The sequence below is a fragment of the Neorhizobium sp. R1-B genome (genome assembly GCF_004368875.1).
Lineage (GTDB): Bacteria > Pseudomonadota > Alphaproteobacteria > Rhizobiales > Rhizobiaceae > Neorhizobium > Neorhizobium huautlense.
On record NZ_SOEM01000010.1, the window covers coordinates 39,088 to 56,361 of the forward strand.

The window sequence follows — 17,274 nt, forward strand, 5'->3', positions numbered from 1 at the left end:
CCGGTTCCTCTGCGGCGACCCGTTTGTCGATGATGTTTATCAGGGCCGGTTTGTGTGCGACACACGCACGCCCCGCCGGTTCCGGCGAGAGGGGAACCATTTTCTGCGCAGCCCCTGACGATCCGCTTGCATAAGGGCGGTTCGCCAGATCACCGGTCCCGCCTCGCCGGTTATGCGGGCCGGTGTAGCCGAAGCGGGATGGGCAAATTCTAGGCGAGCCCCATGGGACGGGGATGGGATTTTTGTTAAGCTATTGAAAAATCCGGCACCAGGAGCCGTATTTTGCCCCTCTCCCGCTGAGATAAAGAGAAGATGTGGCCCGTGGCGATCAATCAAAATCGATTGCATGGAGCTGCGACCCATGCTGCTTCAGCCATTTGCGGGCCTCTTCCATCCGCGGGCAGAGCTCCTTGCAGAGCGCCCAGAACTTCGGACCGTGGTTCATCTCCTTCAGATGCGCCACCTCATGGGCCGCGAGATAGTCGATGACGAGAGACGGGGCCATGACGATGCGCCAGGAAAAACTCAGGTTTCCATCCCAGGAGCAGGAGCCCCAGCGGCTGCGGGTATCCTTCATGGTGATCGACCGAACCGGCTTGCGGATCGCGGCAGCATGGCGAGCAACAAGAACCTCCAGATCCTTGCGCGCCTCCTTCTTGAAAAAGGCCGAAAGCCGTCGGCCTATGTGACCCTCAAGTCCGCTCACCTTCAATACCGGTTGACCGTCCAGTACCAGAGCCTCGGTTATCCCTCTCAGGGAGCCAGTATGCTCGATGCGGTGAGACACGCCACGAAATGGAACGCAGCCGCCCGGGCGAATGGGGTTTTCGGTGGAAAATTTCGCAAGCCGCGTCAGCAGCCATCCCTGATGACGGTCAAGAAAATCCTCGATCTCGTGCCGCCGCAACCCAAGTGGTACCGTGAGATTGAGCGCCCGACCGCCCGGCTCGATCCGGAGCGTGATGCGGGTGGCCCGACGATTTTCCCTGATCGTCAGCGGCATTGCGCGATCGCCGACATCCAGGGTGCGCTTCACCGTTTCGAGGGGTCTCGATTTTGTGCGGGGGGGCTTTTTCAGAAGCGCGAACATTCTTTCTTTCTAACCGATTCCCTTCCCTAAAAAAGCCGGCGTTTTCGACGCCGGCTCCATTCTGTTTCACGTGAATCCAAGCAGGAGTTACAGGTCGACGACCGGGTTCTCACCGGAAGGCCGATTCTTGCGCTCGCGCATGAAGCGGTCGAACTCGTCCTGGTCCTTGGCTCGGCGAAGCTCGCGGACGTAGGAATCGAATTCATCGCGCATCTCGTCCAGCTTACGGCGCTCTTCTTCGAGGCGGTCGAGCTCAGCCTTGCGCCAATCGTCGAACGCGACGTTGCCCGTCGAAAAATGCGTGTTGTAACGAGACTTCGCCCGGCGGCAGCCGGCGAACATGCGATCGGCGCGATCGTTTGCGTCGCGCTTGAAGCAGCGAAGCCTGTCTCCGAAGAGGATATAGGCAAGCATGGCGAGGCCCAACGGCCAGAAGACCACAAAACCGAGCACCATGAGAGCGATGGTGGCCGGCGTCCACTCCGGACGAATCAATGCTGACTGGTTCATAGGTCACACCCTAAGGTTTTCAGCGGGTGGCCGCATGCCAGCCCGACTGAATTCGATTTGGTGAGCGTATGACCCCCCTTCAAGAAGGGGAATCATTAAATTCAAGAAGATGCTGAAATATATGCCGGAAATCGGAACGAGGCGGTCTCAGCCGGCCTTGCCGCCCTTGATGATCCGTTTGAACGGCGTCGTCCTGGATGGTGTGCGGGCGTGCTTTTGGGTGAACGCGACGATCCGGGGCGCGATCTCGCGACGGAACCGCGACCCGTTGAACACGCCGTAGTGACCGACATCCGGCTGCATGTAATGCTGGCGCATGTCCTCCGGGATGTTCGCGCAGATGGTCTGTGCCGCCTGCGTCTGGCCGAGACCGGAGATATCGTCGTTTTCTCCCTCGATCGTCAGCAGCGCCACATTGCGGATGGCCGACGTATCGACGGGGATGCGGCGATGCATCATCTCGCCCTTCGGCAGCGAATGCTTGATGAAGACCGTGTCGACCGTCTGAAGATAAAATTCTTCGGTGAGATCCATAACGGCCAGATATTCGTCATAGAAATCCCGATGCTTTTCAGCCGACTCGCCGTCGTTCTTGACAAGGTGTTCATAAAATTCCTTGTGCGCGACGAGGTGCCGGTCAAGGTTCATCGACATGAAGCCGGAAAGCTGAAGGAAGCCTGGATAGACACGGCGCATGAACCCCGGCTGCGGCCACGGCACGTTCATGATGACGTTTTCGCGGAACCATTCGAGCGGCTTCTGCTGCGCGAGATCGTTGACAGCCGTCGGATTGATGCGGGTGTCGATCGGCCCGCCCATCAAGGTCATCGAAGCGGGGATCATCGAATCCTGCTGGGACTCCATGACGGCCACCGCCGCCAGGACCGGCACCGAGGGCTGACACACCCCGATCACATGCGTACCAGGCCCGATGACATGCAACATCTCGATGATGTAATCGATATAGTCGTCCAGATCGAACCGTCCCTCGGACAAGGGCACCATCCGGGCGTCGATCCAGTCGGTAATATAGACATCGGCATGGGGGAGAAGCGCTTCGACAGTACCCCGCAGAAGCGTGGCATAGTGGCCGGACATCGGCGCAACCACCAGAATCTTTTGATCCTGCCCCCTGCCGCCCGCCACGTGGCGTTTGAAATGCAGAAGATTGCAAAAAGGCTTTGCCCAGACGACCTCCTCGGTCACCGCAACAGGCTTTCCGTCAATCGTGGTTTCGGCGTGTCCGAAAACCGGCTTACCGTAACGACGGGTGACCCGCTCGAAAACTTCCAAACCTGCCGCAACGGTGCGGGCCACGGTGGTCTGCGAGAAGGGGTTGAGGGGATTGGCATAGAAAAAGCGCATGGCATCCGCAGCGGCGCGGAAGGGCGCCATGACGGCGTGGTTCATCTCATAGAGCTGATAGAACATCGAGGTGCCACCTTTCTTGATTTCCGACAGGGTATTCGGCAGGGGCATCGAACCAATCGGTTCGTTATTTATGGGGGAACAGGCTAGCACTTTTCTATTGCAATGCAACATCTGGGAGAGAACCGGCTGGACATGCCTGAGGGCGGAACGAGCGGAACACAAATCATCTGTGCTCTCTAGAATGGCACGCAAGCCTTAAGGTTCCGTGATGGCCGGGCAGATACGGACTCCCACAAGCAAGGATGAGAGTCCGTCAATCACTTATACATCGGCGACAAAGGTCTGGCGCTGGCTGCCAAGGCCTTCGATGCCAAGCTCGACGACGTCTCCGGCCTTTAGGAACCGCGGAGGCTTCATGCCGAGGCCGACGCCCGGAGGCGTTCCTGTAGAAATGATGTCGCCCGGATGCAGCGACATGAACTGGCTGAGATAGGAAACGAGATAGCCGACGCCATAGACCATGGTTCTGGAAGAACCGTTCTGCATGGTTTCGCCATTGACCTTCAGCCACATGCCGAGGTTCTGCGGATCCGCGATCTCGTCCTTGGTGACGAGCCAGGGGCCGACAGGGCCGAAGGTGTCGCAGGACTTACCCTTTGTCCACTGGCCAGCGCGCTCCGTCTGGAACGCGCGTTCGGAAACGTCGTGGCTGACGCAATAACCGGCGACGTAATCCATGGCATCGGCTTCGGAGACGTATTTGGCGGTCTTCCCGATCACGACGCCGAGCTCGACTTCCCAGTCGGTCTTTTCCGAACCCCGCGGAATGAGGACGTCGTCATTCGGTCCGCAGATCGCGGAAGTCGCCTTCATGAAGATGACCGGCTCCGGCGGAACGGTCGCACCCGTTTCGGCGGCATGATCGGAATAATTGAGGCCGATGCAGATGAACTTGCCGGTGCCGGCGACGCAGGCGCCGATGCGGGTCGGCTGAAGCTCGGGCAGACTTTCCGGATCGATCGCCGCAATCTTAGCAAGTCCCTCCGGCGATATCGCCGAACCCGCTATATCGGCCACGTGGCCGGAAAGATCGCGAATCTTACCATTGCTATCGACCACGGCCGGCTTCTCCTGGCCCGGCTCACCAACGCGCATCAGTTTCAAGGAATCTCTCCTCCGGTTGTCAGACAAGGCGCGTTTATGGATCAAGAGCCCCTGCTTGTCACGTCCGTTTCAGGGGGAAAGTGACCTGTTGCCCTCGGCGGGCTGTCGACTATGTAGATGTCTGTGATTTTTTTTGCCAACCCGCCAAGGGAAGTTCATGACCAGCAGCAATTCCCGACAATCCGAGTTTCCCATCGATGCCTTTTTCCTGGATCGGTGGTCGCCGCGGGCCTTCACGGAGGAGACGATCAGCCAGGAGACGATGCTGACGATCCTAGATGCCGCCCACTGGGCACCGTCCTCCGGCAACAACCAGCCGTGGCGATTCATCTATGCACTTCGCGGAACTGCTTCGTTCCCCATTCTGGTGGACATCCTTGTCCCCGGCAACCAGCGCTGGGCAAAGAATGCCGCCGCACTCGTGTTCGTCGTCTCGAAAACCTATCGGGTTTCCAAAGACGGCGAACGAAAGCCCGCCTATACCCATTCCTACGATACCGGCGCTGCCTGGTTTTCCGTCATCTGCCAGACGATGAAGCTTGGTTATCACGCTCACGGCATGGAAGGTTTCGACAAGGAAAGGGCGATCGAGGCGCTCGGCATTCCGGAAGGCTATCGAGTGGAGGCGGCGGCGGCGATCGGCCGGATTGCCGATCGGAGCACGCTTCCTGACGATCTTGCCGAGCGGGAATTCCCGAGCAAGCGGAAGCCCGTTTCCGAAATTGCCTTCGAAGGCAGGTTCGCCGGGGAGCCATGAGGCTTGGCACCGAGATTTAAGAATTGTTTCACGTGAATCCCTATCCACAGGAAAGATTCACGTGAAACATTTTTTACTCTGGACATAGAAAAAGCGGCGGGCATTGCGACCCGCCGCTTTTATTGTCGTCCGGTGCCGGAACGTCAGATGTCGAGGTTGGCGACGCTTAGCGCGTTCTCCTGGATGAATTCGCGGCGCGGCTCGACTTCGTCGCCCATCAAACGCGAGAAGAGACCGTCGGCGTCCGTCGCATCATTGACCTTCACCTGCAGCAGAGAACGGACGTTCGGATCGAGCGTCGTTTCCCAAAGCTGCTCGGCATTCATTTCACCGAGTCCCTTGTAACGCTGCATGGAGAGGCCCTTGCGACCGGAAGCGAAGATCGAATCCAGAAGTGCACGCGGACCCGGAATCTCCTGCGCCCCTTCCTTGCGGCTGAGCACCGGCGGCGTGCGGTAGATTTCCTGCAGGCGCGCCGTCATCTGATCGATATGGCGGGCATCCGCCGAGCCAATCAGGGCAACATCGACGACCGCGACCTCCTTGACGCCGCGCACCATGCGCTCAAAGCGCAAGCCGCCTTCCGTCGTCACATGGCCGGACCAGCCCCGCTCCGTTTCTTCGGCGATCATGTCCAGCCGCCGGGCCACTTCATCTGCCGTCTGCCGGGCGCGTTCGGGATTATCCGTCAGTTCCGGGTTCAACGCGCCGGCGATCGCCGCCTGCTCGATGATCGAACGGCTGTAACGGGAGTGCAGCCCTTCGACCAGGGAGCGAAGGCGAAGGGCATCCTGAATCACTTCACGCAGATCCTGACCGGCCCTTACCTCTCCCGAGCCGAGCGTCAAGGTCGCGTCCTCCAGACCCATGCCGATGAGATATTCCTCAAGCGCCTTCTCGTCCTTCAGATACTGGACCGATTTGCCGCGCGTCACCTTATAAAGCGGCGGCTGGGCGATATAGATATGCCCACGTTCGATCAGATCCGGCATCTGCCGGAAGAAGAAGGTGAGCAGAAGCGTTCTGATATGAGCGCCGTCGACGTCGGCGTCCGTCATGATGATGATCTTGTGGTAACGCAGCTTGTCGACGTTGAATTCGTCCTTGCCGATCGACGTGCCGAGCGCCGTGATCAGCGTACCGATTTCCTGGCTCGACAGCATTTTGTCGAAACGCGCGCGCTCCACATTCAAGATCTTGCCGCGCAGGGGCAGGATCGCTTGGTTTTCGCGCGAACGGCCCTGCTTTGCCGAACCGCCCGCCGAGTCACCTTCCACGAGGAAAAGTTCGGACTTTGCCGGATCACGTTCGGAGCAATCGGCGAGCTTGCCCGGCAACGAGGCAATGTCGAGAACACCCTTGCGACGGGTGAGTTCGCGCGCCTTGCGAGCCGCCTCGCGGGCGACGGCGGCTTCGACGACCTTGCCGACCAAGATCTTTGCTTCGGTCGGATGTTCCTCGAACCAAGTGCTAAGAGCCTCGTTAACGAGGCTTTCGACCACTGGCCGGACTTCCGAGGAAACAAGCTTGTCTTTCGTTTGCGACGAAAACTTAGGATCCGGGACCTTGACGGAAAGCACCGCGGTCAAGCCCTCACGGCAGTCTTCCCCCTGCAGTGTGACCTTTTCTTTTTTGGTGATACCGGAGGTGTCGGCGTAAGACGTGACCTGGCGGGTCAGCGCGCCGCGGAAACCCGCCATATGGGTGCCCCCATCGCGCTGCGGAATGTTGTTGGTGAAGCAGAGCACGTTCTCGTGGTAGCTGTCGTTCCACCACATCGCGACTTCGACGGTGATGCCGTCCTTCTCGCCCTTGATGGCGACAGGCTTTTCGACCAGCGGTTTCTTAGCGCGGTCGAGATAACGGACGAAGGCTTCCAAACCGCCGTCATAGAGCATCTCTTCTTCACGGATATCCGGCTTGCGCTTGTCCGTTAGCCGGATTCTCACGCCCGAATTCAAGAATGCCAACTCGCGAAGACGATGCTCGAGGGTATTGTAATCGTATTCCGTCATGGTGAAGGTCTGCGGGCTTGCGAGGAAGGTAACCTCAGTGCCGGAGCGGCCTTCATACTCCCCGATAACCTTCAGCGGCGCATCGGCGACTCCATGCGTGAAGGAGATCTCGTGGACCTTGCCGTTGCGCCGGATGCGCAGTTTCAGCCAGACCGACAGAGCATTGACGACGGAAACACCAACCCCGTGCAGACCGCCGGAAACCTTGTAGGAGTTCTGGTCGAATTTCCCGCCGGCATGGAGCTGCGTCATGATGACTTCCGCAGCCGACACACCCTCGCCGGTGTGGATGTCGGTCGGAATGCCGCGACCGTTGTCCGTCACGGTGACCGAGCCGTCAGGGTTCAGCGCCACGGTCACCAGATCGGCATGGCCGGCCAGGGCTTCGTCGATCGCGTTGTCTACGACTTCATACACCATGTGATGCAGGCCGGAGCCATCGTCTGTATCGCCGATATACATGCCGGGACGCTTGCGGACAGCATCGAGGCCCTTCAGGACCTTGATCGAATCGGCACCATATTCGGCACTCGCGTCATTCTCGCTGACGGTTGTATCGGTCATCAATTTTCTTCCAATCGTTTGAGATGCTGGCCATGCGAATCACCAGCTATTCCACCCCCGAAATATAGGCAAACCGGGGCGGTTTCTAAAGGTTGGTCCGTGGGAACACGGCATGAAAGCCGTGGATGGGCGCCGAAAGTCAATCCAGAGGAGGGTTTTTCTTCAACAGCATGTCCATTTCTTCTATCACGTCCGGGGCCAAAGTGCGAATCCGTTGCGCAAGGCGGTTGGCAAAGGCGGTGTAGGACGCCGGCATGCCCGACGTGTCCAGAACCACCTTCGGATGAGAGTCCGCTGCGAGCCCGAACAGTTCTTCTGCCTCATCCCAGATGATATTAAAATACCCGGCAATTCTCTGCAGGAGCTCGAAGGTCGGCTTGCCGCGCCGCCCGTGTTCAAGCGCAGAAAGATAAGCTGGCGTAACGCCGATCGCTTCGGCCAGCATCCGCTGGGTGATACCCCTTCGGCGGCGTAGTTCACGAAGCGCCTGACCGAAGGGCGTCATTCGCGCTCTTCCCCATGAGCCCGGCTGCGGGCAAGACGGACATACATCGCACCTTCCCCGCCGTGATGGCGCGCGGCCCACTCGTACGACGATATCAGAAACCGGAATTCGGCCTTTGAAAACCAGAGGGGCACGGCGCGGCGCAAAGCACCTTCACTACCCATCGAGCTGCCTTTTCCGGTGATAACCAGCACATGACGAAGACCCCGCTCATAAGCCCGAAGCAGGAAATCGAGCAGCAGGTCATGGGCTTCGTCCTGGAAAAGGCCATGAAGATCAAGCCGCGCCTCGATCGGGAGCCGTCCCTTGGCGAGCTTCTTCTTGACCGGCTTTTCGAGCGGATGATGATGACCGACGGAGCGTTTCGGCTTCTTTGCGGTTTCGGCCACCGGGCTTCCCGGCAAAGGCATGGCTTTCGGTCGGACAGGTTGTTCCGCCATTAGTTTGGCCGCTTCCTGCTCTTCAAACTCGAGGATTTCCTTCATCCGGCCCGGCAAGGCACGCGCAGACTTAGCCACCTTGCCCCAAAGGATTCGCTCTTCCGGATCGAGTTTGCGGCCACCCTTCATCCGCCGAACCTGTCCGCCAGATGCCTTGGCAGGAGAATATAAAAATCGGCTTCGTTGCGAACCGTCCCCGCCAACTCGCCCGCCTCGAACCCGGAGCCGGTAAAAATGTCGCCGCGCGAAGGGCCGACGATTGCGGAGCCGGTGTCGAGAGCCAACATCAGGCGGCTAAAGGGCTTGCCACCATCCAGATGGGTCAGCGTCTCGGAGCGTATGAAGAAGGGAAAACCGAAGGTGTGTATCTGCCGGTCGACCGCCAGCGATCGGCCGGCGATCAGCGGCACCTTAGCCGCCGCCACCGGTCCTAACGACGGATCGGAAACATCCGCCTCCCGAAAGAAGATGTAGGAGCGATTGTGCCACAGGACCTCATCGACCTTAGCCGGATTCCGTTCAAGCCAACTTCGGATGCTCTGCATCGAAACCGTAGCCGGGTCGATTTCTCCCCGGTCGATCAGAAGCTTTCCGATCGGTGAAAACGGATGGCCCGCCTTTGCGGCATATGTGATGCGCCTCACTCTTCCATCGGGATATCTCAGGCGCGCCGCTCCCTGCACATGCGCGAAAAAGACATCCACCTTCGATCTGGCAAAAGCGATCTCGAGGCCTCGCCCCGCGAGAAAACCACGGTCTATCTCGCCGCGGTCCGGATAAGCGACAATCCCGGTTCCGGATTGACGTCCAAACATGTAGCCGGAGTCCATTTCCGCCGGCCGGTTGGAGTCATCAAGATCGATCAGATCCGGAGGGCGGTAGTAGAAAGGATAGCGCCATGTCCCGTCGGATGTCTCGGAGACTTCCACTTCCGGCTCGTAAAAGGCCGTTACGAAACCCCGCCGCCCGTCTTGCCGGGCGATCTGAAACGGGATGCAATGGGCTTCAAAAAAAGCACGCGCCGACGCCGCATTGGAAGGGCTCTCGCTCGCCTTTTCAAGAAGGACCGTCAGATCCCCGGCCGTCAGGCCAAGCGAGCCGGTACGATATGGCTTGACCTTGAGGACATCCTCAAGACAGGACCTCATTCCGGGAAAAAGCGCACGGGGGTCCTCGTCCTCCCATCCCGGCAGATCCGTGAAGGCAACCCGCCGCAGCGCAAACCCAGCAGAACCGCCTGTCATTGCTCGGATTCGGTAGCGACCAGCTTCCAATTCGGGTCGCGGGAGCGGATGTCGCGGGCAAAAGTCCAGATATCGGTCACCTCGGCCACGGTTTCCTGGTCACCATCAATCAAGGTACCCGCCTTGTCGTAGGTAGCGGAGATCAGCTGGCTGATGATACGGACCGTAATCTGCGTTTCGGAATCCTTGATGACGGCGTGGGTTATGTCCGATTTGTCGATGCCGACAAATGTGGATTTTACCACTTCCCCCCTCGCCTCGCGTTCGGAGATCGCTGCATCGAAACCTTCATAGACTTCCTTCGAGAGCAGACCTTTAAGGGTCTTACGGTCGCTATCGGCAAACGCCATCACGATCATCTCATAGGCCATGCGCGCACCATTGAGGAAATCGCGCGGGCGGAAGGACGGATCCGCCCTCAAAATCTCCCGAAGGGAGGCATTGAGCGGCGTGTCAGGCTTGGCAACGGCATCAATGTCCAGATAACGCTGCTCGTCATCGGGAGCATCGCGGCGCGGCAAGGTCACAACCTTGCTGTCGTCTCCGCCCGGATTCTTCGCCACATCCCGCGGGCTGTAAGGATCGAACGGCGGTTTCTCGTTTCCCGTCCGCCGGCCGAGCACACTGCGCAGCTGAAGGAAGATCAGCACAGCGGCGACGAGGAAAAAGAGTGTTATAAAGTCGTTGGAACCCATATTGACCCGCAATGCCGTTTAAATCGTTGGTACAGCTTCTCATATAGTCCGCATCCGCCCATCATTCAAATAGCGAAGGCGTCAGTATCGACACGCGCGGGGCGAGATTAAAACAGGGAACATCATGCGTTTCTTTCTGCTGCCAATTCTTCTTCTGTGGCCATTGGCCGAAATTGCGGGTTTTGTCCTCGTCGGCCGAGCACTCGGACTGTGGGCGACACTAGGCCTCGTGGTCGGCACGGCGATCCTCGGCGCCATCCTGCTTCGCAGCCAGGGCATGCAGATCCTGAAACAGATCTCGGCCGAAAGCCGCGACGGCCGGATGCCCGGACGCACCTTGGTCGACGGTGCGATGATCGTCGTAGCTGGTATCCTGCTTTTGCTGCCGGGCTTCCTGACTGATCTTATCGGGCTCGCGCTCTTCATCCCCTTCGTGCGCAGCTTTCTGTGGTCCCTGGTCGGCAGGCGCATCGTCGTGATCCGCACACGCACGACCAGCCACTACGAGGGTAGCCGAACTAGACCGGCCGGCCAGAAACCAGGCCCAGTCGTCGATCTCGACGAGGAAGATTTTCATCGAGACGACAATTCTGCGAATTCCGGTTCGACCTCCCCTTGGGCCGGACCCAAAAGTCGGGAACCTTGAACGGGCCTGGAAGTTTGCCAGGGTTGTAAGGCATATTCCGAAATGTTAGAGGGCCTCAACGTTCCAGAGCCTCGAGGAAGTCCCAATGGCAGACGAAAACAACCAGGCCGCCCAGCCGTCCATCAACATTCTGGCGCAATATACCAAGGATCTCTCGTTCGAGAATCCCGGCGCGCCACGTTCGCTGCAGGCCCGCGACAAGGCTCCCGGCATTACGATCAATGTCAATGTCAATGCCAATCCGCTTTCGGAGGCCGATTTCGATGTAGTGCTGACGCTGAACGCCGAAGCCAAGGATGGCGACAAGGTGGTTTTTGCGGCGGAGCTCGTGTACGGCGGCGTCTTCCGCATTACCGGCTTTCCTCAGGAACATATGCTGCCGCTTCTCTTCATCGAGTGCCCGCGGCTGCTTTTCCCCTTCGCCCGCCAGATCGTCGCCGACGTCACGCGTAACGGCGGCTTCCCGCCGCTGATGATCGATCCGATCGATTTCGCCCAGATGTTCACCCAACGTATGGCTGAAGAGCAGGCTCGCTCGAAGGTCCAGGCCCTGAACAGTTGATTCAAGCGTCATATCATCAAAAAGAAACCGGGCTAAAACCCGGTTTTTTTATTCGGCAGGCTTGTATTTGAGCCAGAGTGCCTTGTCTTTGAGCGAGGCCACCATTGCGGCATGCGCCTCGACCTCTGCTTCCGTCAATCTGTTCGGCAAAGGCCGTGGCCGGCCGACAGCAGTCACTACGATTTCGTCCACCTCGATGACGGTCGTTGACCGCTCGGTACCCATCAGGCCGAGGGCAGCCTGACGCCCGCCCGTCATCTCGATATAGACTTCCGCCAGAAGCTCGGAGTCGAGGAGGGCGCCGTGCTTGGTACGATGGGCGTTGTCAATGCCGTAGCGGCGGCAAAGCGCATCGAGCGAGTTCGGACCCATCGGATGCTTGCGGCGAGCCAGTGCGAGCGTATCGACTACACGGTCGGTCTGCACCGGGGGCAGTCCTATCCTTTCGAATTCTGCGTTGATGAAGCCGATATCGAAGTTGGCATTGTGGGCAATCCATTTGGCACCGTCGAAAAATTCGACGATCTGATGGGCAATATCTGCAAAACCTGGCTTGTCCTTCAGGAACTCATCGGTGATGCCATGCACCGCCAATGCATCCGGATGAACCTTGCGGTCGCCAGGATTGATGTAAAGATGCAGCGTCTTGCCTGTCGGAAAATTGTTGATCAGCTCGATGCCGCCGATTTCGATCACGCGATCGAATCGGGTCTCGAGGCCGGTGGTTTCCGTATCGAAGATAATCTCACGCATGCTCGCTCATCTTTCCGGATCTTAAAGAGGCGATTATTTCCCGCACCCTTGCTTTCGCGCTCTGGAGACCGAGGCCGGTGTCGATCAGAAAATCGGCTTTTTCTCGTTTCTCTGAATCAGGCAGCTGGCGGGAGAGAATCATCGCCAATTTTTCCTCGGTCATGCCGGGGCGCGCAAGTACCCTCGCCCGCTGGATCTGTGGATCACAGGTGACAACCACTACCACATCCACCCGATCTGCACCTTTCACCTCAAAAAGCAGCGGAATATCTAGGACAACAATATCCGTCTTCGACTGCCGATGCCGCTCGAGAAAGGCGATTTCACGCTGGCGGACCAGCGGATGGACGATCGCTTCGAGGATCTGGAATTTTTCTGGTGCGGCAGAAAGCTGGCGCGACAGCTCCTGTCGATCGACAGCGCCGTCCCTGACGCTACCTGGAAAAGCAATACCGATGGGTGCCACGGCATCGCCGCGGTAAAGGTCGTGCACAACGGCATCGGAATCATTCACCGGCACACCCTCCTCCGCAAACATTTTTGCGGTCGTGGACTTGCCCATGCCAATGGAGCCGGTGAGGCCGACGACAATCATCCGTGTCTTTCCATATCGGCAATCACTATATCCCGAAGCGCCGCATCGACAGTCGGCCGGCGGCCGAACCACTTCTCGAATCCCGGCACCGCCTGATGCAGAAGCATTCCAAGGCCATCGACAATCGGGAACCCCTGCTCTTCTGCCTGAGCCAGCAAAGGGGTCTTCAGTGGTATGTAAACGATGTCTGTCACCACGGCACCGCTACGGAGAGGGGAAAAATTCACGTCAGGTGCCGGACTGCCGTCCATACCAAGCGAGGTGGTGTTGACGAACAATCCTGCGCCCGTCATCACCTCGTTCAGGGCTTCCATTGGATGAGCATGTACCTTGGCGCCGAAGCGGTCTGCGAGCTCTTTTGCTCGGGGCAATGTGCGATTGACCACATGAATCTCGCCAATGCCGCGGTCACGGATCGCCTGAATGACCGCCCTGCTCGCTCCGCCCGCGCCGAAGATCACCGCCCGATCGGCTCGGTCCCAGCCAGGGTGACGGTCATCGAGATTTGCGGTGAAGCCGTAACCATCTGTGTTCGTCGCATGGAGGATTCCGTCCTCCATCCACAGCGTGTTGGATGCTCCGAGTTCTTCGGCCAGTTCATCCGGCCTGTCTGCGAGTTTAAAAGCAAGTTCCTTATGCGGAATGGTGACATTGCCGCCGCGATAACCGGAACTGCCATCCCTCAAAGAGCGGATAAAAGCTGGGAAGTCCGCTTCCGTCACCGCCTCCGCCCGATAGGAGCCGGCGATGCCGAATTGCTTCAGCCAGTAATTGTGGATCATCGGCGAGCGGGAATGCTTGACCGGCCAGCCGGTGACGAAGGCGTTAACCAAGAATGTTTCACGTGAATCAGCCATCGATTGCAGCAAGCTCCCGCAGCTTATCGAGGAGCGGCAACATCGGCAGACCCAGGATGGTGAAATAGTCGCCTTCAATCTCAGAGAAAAGTTGAATTCCCTCGCCTTCCAGCTGATAGGCCCCGACGCTGGAAAATGCCTTTTCGCCCACCCGCGCCAGATATCGGTCAACAAAGGCTTCCGTCAGCGGGCGCACCGTCAGGTTGGCGTGGGAGACGTGCTCCCACAAGACGCCGTGATCCCTGACAATGGCGATGGCGCTGTTCAGCCGGTGGGTCTTGCCCGACAGCGACAGAAGGTTCTCCTTCGCTTCGCCAAGCGATTTCGGTTTGTGAAAAACACGATTGCCGAGCGACATGGTCTGGTCCGACCCGATCACCAGCGCACCCGAATGCCGCTGACTGACCTCCAGGGCCTTTGCTCTCGCAAGAGTGAGTGCGACCTTATCAGGACTTGCTCCTTCCAGGCTGGCTTCAATCTTCCGCTCGTCGATATCCGCCGCCTGACTTTCAAAGGTCAAGCCGGCATTTTCCATAAGCATTCGGCGAAAAGGGCTGGAGGAGGCAAGTACGAGAGGCGACGTCACGAATATCTCCCAGAAACCGCAGGCGGTTTCGCTTAACGCAGCTTCGGGCGCAGCGCAACGATCGCCGCCGCCGTCTCTTCGATGGATCTTCGCGTTACGTCGATGATCGGCCAGTTATGACGCGCGCAAAGTGCTCGCGCATATTTCAGTTCCTCGTTGATGCTGGCCCGGTCGGTATAATGGTGTCGGTCGAAACCCTGCGTGGCGCCCAGATCACGGTTCTCGCGCACCTGACTGATCCGATCCGTCGTCGCTATCAAACCGACAATCAGGGGCCGGGCGGCACGATAGAGGCTTTCCGGCAGGTCCACGCCTTGAACGATCGGGATATTGGCAGTCTTGATGCCGCGATTAGCGAGGTAGATGCTGGTCGGCGTCTTCGAGGTGCGGCTGATCCCGATCAACACCACGTCTGCTTCATCATAACTCTCCGGCATCTGGCCGTCATCATGATCCATCGTGAAGTTGAGGGCTTCGATGCGTTTGAAATAATCGGCATTCAGAGCGTGCTGGGCACCGACGCGACGGCGCGACGGCGCACCCAGATAAGCCTGGAAGGTGATCATGACCGGTTCCAGGACATTCACTGAGGGCAGTCCCATGTCCCGGCACCGTTCATCGATCAATCCGGCCAGCTCGTGATCGACAATCGTATAGAGCACGATACCCGGTTCCTGGTCGACGGCTTCGAGCACCGCCAGCAGCTGCTTGCGGTTGCGAATCAGCGGGTAGACATGTTCGACTGCAAGCGAGGACTGAAATTGGGCGGCGGCCGCGCGGCCCGCGGAGATGAGAGTCTCTCCGGTTGAGTCAGATATCAGATGCAGATGGAAGAAATTTTTTCGGTTCTCCACGCTAATCTTTACCCTTTGTTGACAACCCGGGAGAGACGATCGACTCGGCCGGGCCAAAGCTCCGGGCTTGGGAAAACCTCCGAGTTTTCCACATTCGCTGGTTCTGCGGATGTAGATCGAGGATGCTTGTGCACTCTGTGGACAAGGGCATCAAGCACCTTTTCGCTCCACAGCTTATCCACAAACTGCATTCGCTCCAGCACTACCATAACGCTTTGATCCAACTTGAGGAATCGGCTTATCCCTAAAAACCTCGCAGTGACCGCGTTTTTCTCTCCCGAACTTTGCAAAAGGCGGCCGATGGTCGCGTTGCCCGTGGTTTGACTTTAATCCTTGCTACTCACCGACTCTAAGAAATAGAAACCTATTCTAGATTCATTTCTTTTATTTTAGGGGAGACCCCATTGACCGGCCCATACCGGAAGATCGTCGAGGTGCTGAACGGCCAAACCGTTGCTCCGCCACCAATCTGGCTCATGAGACAGGCGGGACGTTATTTGCCGGAGTACCGGGAAACCCGAGCCCAGGCAGGGAGTTTCCTCGATCTCTGTTACACGCCGGATCTGGCTGTCGAGGTGACTTTGCAGCCGATCCGGCGCTACGGCTTCGATGCGGCCATCCTGTTCTCAGACATTCTCGTGATTCCCGACGCGCTGAAACGGAATGTTCGTTTTGTGCAGGGCGAAGGGCCGCAGATGGATCCCATCGACGTTTCCGGCATCGGAAACCTTAGCGGCGATAGCGTGCTGGATCACCTGGCACCCGTGATCGAAACGGTACGTCGCCTGCGGCGGGAATTGCCGGAAGAAACCGCGCTGCTTGGTTTCTGTGGAGCGCCCTGGACGGTGGCGACCTACATGATCGCCGGACATGGGACGCCGGACCAGGCGCCGGCACGGCTTTTCGCCTACCGACATGCCGAAGCTTTTGAGAAGCTCCTGTCCTTCCTGGCGGAAATCTCAGCGGAATATCTGATCGCCCAGATCGATGCCGGTGCTGATGCGGTTCAGATTTTCGATTCCTGGGCGGGTGTGCTCGGCGAGCGTGAGTTCGAGGATTTTGCGGTAAAACCAGTGGCCCGGATGATTGAAATCGTCCGCGCCCGTCGGCCGCAGGCAAAGATCATCGCATTCGCCAAAGGGGCGGGCCTCAACCTGCTTCACTACCGCCAGAAGACGAAGGCCGACGCGATCGGTCTCGATTGGTCGGTTCCGCTTTCCTTCGCGGCCGAGCTGCAGAAGGAAGGCCCGATCCAGGGCAATCTCGATCCGATGCGGGTCGTTGCGGGTGGTAAATCGCTCGATGAGGGGGTCGACGCTATTCTCGACAAGCTTGGGCATGGGCCGCTGATCTTCAATCTCGGCCATGGCATCACCCCGGAGGCTGATCCGGAAAACGTGACGAGCTTGATCAGGCGGGTGCGTGAGGCAAGAGCATGAGCCCCGACGAGCTGCAGGCGGGAAAACCGGCGGGACGGCGCTCGACCCTCAGGGCGGTCGTGGCTCTCGGCATATTCATCGCAATCCTCGCGGCAGTTTATCTCGCCCGGCCGGATGATTTCATCCTTTACGTCAAGGCTTTTCATGTGATTGCCGTGATCTCGTGGATGGCCGGGCTTCTCTACATGCCGAGGCTGTTCATCTATCACAGCGACGCCGAACCGGGCTCGGCACAATCGGAAACATTCAAGATCATGGAGCAGCGGCTTCTGAGGATCATTATGAATCCGGCGATGATGATCACATGGGCTCTCGGTCTTTACCTCGCCTGGGATGTCTATCAGCTCCGGGGCGGGTGGCTGCACGGGAAAATCACCCTGGTGGTTCTTCTCACGGCGGTGCATGTGCTGTTCAGCCGCGCGGTGAGGGCGTTTGCCGCAGACGGTCCGAGAAGGTCGCCGCGTTACTGGCGGATGATGAACGAGTTGCCGACCTTGCTGATGATCGGAATCGTCATTTTGGTGATCGTAAAACCTTTCTGATCGCTTTCTTTGACGAGATTTGGCGAACCCTCTTGCGGCGTTCCACGTGAATCGCTATTTTCTCCCCATCTCATCTCGTGGCATG

19 protein-coding genes are annotated in these 17,274 nt (G+C 58.5%); 5 read left to right on the top strand and 14 right to left on the bottom strand.

The features are described 5' to 3' along the window. Window positions 1-328: 328 nt before the first annotated feature. From EDE05_RS15265 to EDE05_RS15280, 4 genes are all read right to left on the bottom strand, one after another. On the bottom strand, window positions 329-1,090 hold the full coding sequence (locus tag EDE05_RS15265; RefSeq protein WP_112796065.1) for a M48 family metallopeptidase: 762 nt from the start codon (window positions 1,088-1,090) through the stop codon (window positions 329-331). 87 nt (window positions 1,091-1,177) lie between these two features. After that, on the bottom strand, window positions 1,178-1,600 hold the full coding sequence (locus EDE05_RS15270; RefSeq protein ID WP_134101912.1) for a DUF2852 domain-containing protein: 423 nt from the start codon (window positions 1,598-1,600) through the stop codon (window positions 1,178-1,180). Window positions 1,601-1,747: 147 nt separating this feature from the next. Further along, complete coding sequence (locus EDE05_RS15275) at window positions 1,748-3,031, bottom strand: polyhydroxyalkanoate depolymerase (protein ID WP_132411208.1); 1,284 nt, start codon at window positions 3,029-3,031, stop codon at window positions 1,748-1,750. A 261-nt stretch (window positions 3,032-3,292) separates the two neighbouring features. Further along, window positions 3,293-4,135, bottom strand: coding sequence for a fumarylacetoacetate hydrolase family protein (locus tag EDE05_RS15280; protein ID WP_132411046.1), 843 nt, complete (start codon window positions 4,133-4,135; stop codon window positions 3,293-3,295). A 157-nt stretch (window positions 4,136-4,292) separates the two neighbouring features. Here EDE05_RS15280 and EDE05_RS15285 point away from each other — a divergent pair, with 157 nt between their 5' ends. Next, complete coding sequence (locus tag EDE05_RS15285; RefSeq protein WP_132411048.1) at window positions 4,293-4,892, top strand: nitroreductase family protein; 600 nt, start codon at window positions 4,293-4,295, stop codon at window positions 4,890-4,892. Between the two features lie 143 nt (window positions 4,893-5,035). Here the strand turns inward: EDE05_RS15285 and gyrB are convergent, their stop codons facing one another. The 5 genes from gyrB to EDE05_RS15310 all read right to left on the bottom strand — a co-directional run bounded on the left by gyrB (window position 5,036) and on the right by EDE05_RS15310 (window position 10,355). Further along, a complete protein-coding gene (gyrB, locus tag EDE05_RS15290) occupies window positions 5,036-7,471 on the bottom strand; it encodes a DNA topoisomerase (ATP-hydrolyzing) subunit B (protein WP_134101915.1) in 2,436 nt (811 codons plus the stop codon). A gap of 139 nt (window positions 7,472-7,610) precedes the next feature. After that, window positions 7,611-7,976, bottom strand: coding sequence for a helix-turn-helix transcriptional regulator (locus EDE05_RS15295; RefSeq protein ID WP_112796052.1), 366 nt, complete (start codon window positions 7,974-7,976; stop codon window positions 7,611-7,613). Further along, window positions 7,973-8,545: a Smr/MutS family protein gene (locus EDE05_RS15300; protein ID WP_132411050.1), complete on the bottom strand. Its 573-nt coding sequence runs from the start codon at window positions 8,543-8,545 to the stop codon at window positions 7,973-7,975. Before EDE05_RS15300 ends, EDE05_RS15295 begins: the two co-directional genes overlap by 4 nt. Then, window positions 8,542-9,660 carry a murein transglycosylase A gene (locus EDE05_RS15305; protein ID WP_132411052.1) on the bottom strand — a complete coding sequence of 373 codons (1,119 nt, stop codon included), beginning with the start codon at window positions 9,658-9,660 and terminating at the stop codon, window positions 8,542-8,544. Before EDE05_RS15305 ends, EDE05_RS15300 begins: the two co-directional genes overlap by 4 nt. Further along, window positions 9,657-10,355, bottom strand: a complete 699-nt coding sequence (locus EDE05_RS15310; protein ID WP_105372273.1) for a Tim44/TimA family putative adaptor protein — start codon at window positions 10,353-10,355, stop codon at window positions 9,657-9,659. Before EDE05_RS15310 ends, EDE05_RS15305 begins: the two co-directional genes overlap by 4 nt. Before the next feature lie 124 nt (window positions 10,356-10,479). Here EDE05_RS15310 and EDE05_RS15315 point away from each other — a divergent pair, with 124 nt between their 5' ends. Together EDE05_RS15315 and secB are read left to right on the top strand one after the other, a co-directional pair. After that, the gene (locus EDE05_RS15315) at window positions 10,480-11,001 is read left to right on the top strand and encodes an FxsA family protein (RefSeq protein WP_132411054.1); all 522 of its coding nucleotides are present in this window, start codon (window positions 10,480-10,482) and stop codon (window positions 10,999-11,001) included. An 85-nt stretch (window positions 11,002-11,086) separates the two neighbouring features. After that, window positions 11,087-11,563, top strand: a complete 477-nt coding sequence (secB, locus tag EDE05_RS15320) for a protein-export chaperone SecB (RefSeq protein ID WP_105372209.1) — start codon at window positions 11,087-11,089, stop codon at window positions 11,561-11,563. 48 nt (window positions 11,564-11,611) lie between these two features. On the opposite strand, the gene dnaQ is transcribed toward secB, so the two are convergent. The 5 genes from dnaQ to EDE05_RS15345 are packed head-to-tail and all read right to left on the bottom strand — an operon-like array spanning window position 11,612 to window position 15,208. Beyond that, a complete protein-coding gene (gene dnaQ, locus EDE05_RS15325; RefSeq protein WP_105372208.1) occupies window positions 11,612-12,316 on the bottom strand; it encodes a DNA polymerase III subunit epsilon in 705 nt (234 codons plus the stop codon). Further along, complete coding sequence (gene coaE, locus EDE05_RS15330; protein ID WP_132411056.1) at window positions 12,309-12,911, bottom strand: dephospho-CoA kinase; 603 nt, start codon at window positions 12,909-12,911, stop codon at window positions 12,309-12,311. Before coaE ends, dnaQ begins: the two co-directional genes overlap by 8 nt. Further along, entirely contained in the window at window positions 12,908-13,768 is an 861-nt protein-coding gene (locus tag EDE05_RS15335; protein WP_132411058.1) for a shikimate dehydrogenase, read from the bottom strand. The genes coaE and EDE05_RS15335 overlap by 4 nt, the downstream gene beginning before the upstream one ends. Next, complete coding sequence (locus tag EDE05_RS15340) at window positions 13,761-14,354, bottom strand: Maf-like protein (protein WP_132411060.1); 594 nt, start codon at window positions 14,352-14,354, stop codon at window positions 13,761-13,763. Before EDE05_RS15340 ends, EDE05_RS15335 begins: the two co-directional genes overlap by 8 nt. 32 nt (window positions 14,355-14,386) lie before the next feature. Beyond that, window positions 14,387-15,208 carry a pyruvate, water dikinase regulatory protein gene (locus EDE05_RS15345; protein WP_132411062.1) on the bottom strand — a complete coding sequence of 274 codons (822 nt, stop codon included), beginning with the start codon at window positions 15,206-15,208 and terminating at the stop codon, window positions 14,387-14,389. A 404-nt stretch (window positions 15,209-15,612) separates the two neighbouring features. On the opposite strand from EDE05_RS15345, the gene hemE reads away from it, so the two are divergent. Continuing rightward, window positions 15,613-16,647, top strand: coding sequence for a uroporphyrinogen decarboxylase (hemE, locus tag EDE05_RS15350; protein ID WP_132411064.1), 1,035 nt, complete (start codon window positions 15,613-15,615; stop codon window positions 16,645-16,647). Further along, window positions 16,644-17,189, top strand: coding sequence for a protoporphyrinogen oxidase HemJ (gene hemJ, locus EDE05_RS15355; protein ID WP_132411066.1), 546 nt, complete (start codon window positions 16,644-16,646; stop codon window positions 17,187-17,189). The genes hemE and hemJ overlap by 4 nt, the downstream gene beginning before the upstream one ends. The last annotated feature ends 85 nt before the right edge of the window (window positions 17,190-17,274 follow it).

Coding starts and splice junctions, on each gene's coding strand:
- EDE05_RS15295 (WP_112796052.1), bottom strand. CDS start 7,976: ATGACGCCCTTCGGTCAGGCGCTTCGTGAACTACGCCGCCGAAGGGGT.
- EDE05_RS15285 (WP_132411048.1), top strand. CDS start 4,293: ATGACCAGCAGCAATTCCCGACAATCCGAGTTTCCCATCGATGCCTTT.
- EDE05_RS15335 (WP_132411058.1), bottom strand. CDS start 13,768: ATGGCTGATTCACGTGAAACATTCTTGGTTAACGCCTTCGTCACCGGC.
- hemJ (WP_132411066.1), top strand. CDS start 16,644: ATGAGCCCCGACGAGCTGCAGGCGGGAAAACCGGCGGGACGGCGCTCG.
- EDE05_RS15305 (WP_132411052.1), bottom strand. CDS start 9,660: ATGACAGGCGGTTCTGCTGGGTTTGCGCTGCGGCGGGTTGCCTTCACG.
- gyrB (WP_134101915.1), bottom strand. CDS start 7,471: ATGACCGATACAACCGTCAGCGAGAATGACGCGAGTGCCGAATATGGT.
- EDE05_RS15310 (WP_105372273.1), bottom strand. CDS start 10,355: ATGGGTTCCAACGACTTTATAACACTCTTTTTCCTCGTCGCCGCTGTG.
- secB (WP_105372209.1), top strand. CDS start 11,087: ATGGCAGACGAAAACAACCAGGCCGCCCAGCCGTCCATCAACATTCTG.
- EDE05_RS15275 (WP_132411208.1), bottom strand. CDS start 3,031: ATGTTCTATCAGCTCTATGAGATGAACCACGCCGTCATGGCGCCCTTC.
- EDE05_RS15300 (WP_132411050.1), bottom strand. CDS start 8,545: ATGAAGGGTGGCCGCAAACTCGATCCGGAAGAGCGAATCCTTTGGGGC.
- dnaQ (WP_105372208.1), bottom strand. CDS start 12,316: ATGCGTGAGATTATCTTCGATACGGAAACCACCGGCCTCGAGACCCGA.
- coaE (WP_132411056.1), bottom strand. CDS start 12,911: ATGATTGTCGTCGGCCTCACCGGCTCCATTGGCATGGGCAAGTCCACG.
- EDE05_RS15315 (WP_132411054.1), top strand. CDS start 10,480: ATGCGTTTCTTTCTGCTGCCAATTCTTCTTCTGTGGCCATTGGCCGAA.
- EDE05_RS15265 (WP_112796065.1), bottom strand. CDS start 1,090: ATGTTCGCGCTTCTGAAAAAGCCCCCCCGCACAAAATCGAGACCCCTC.
- EDE05_RS15270 (WP_134101912.1), bottom strand. CDS start 1,600: ATGAACCAGTCAGCATTGATTCGTCCGGAGTGGACGCCGGCCACCATC.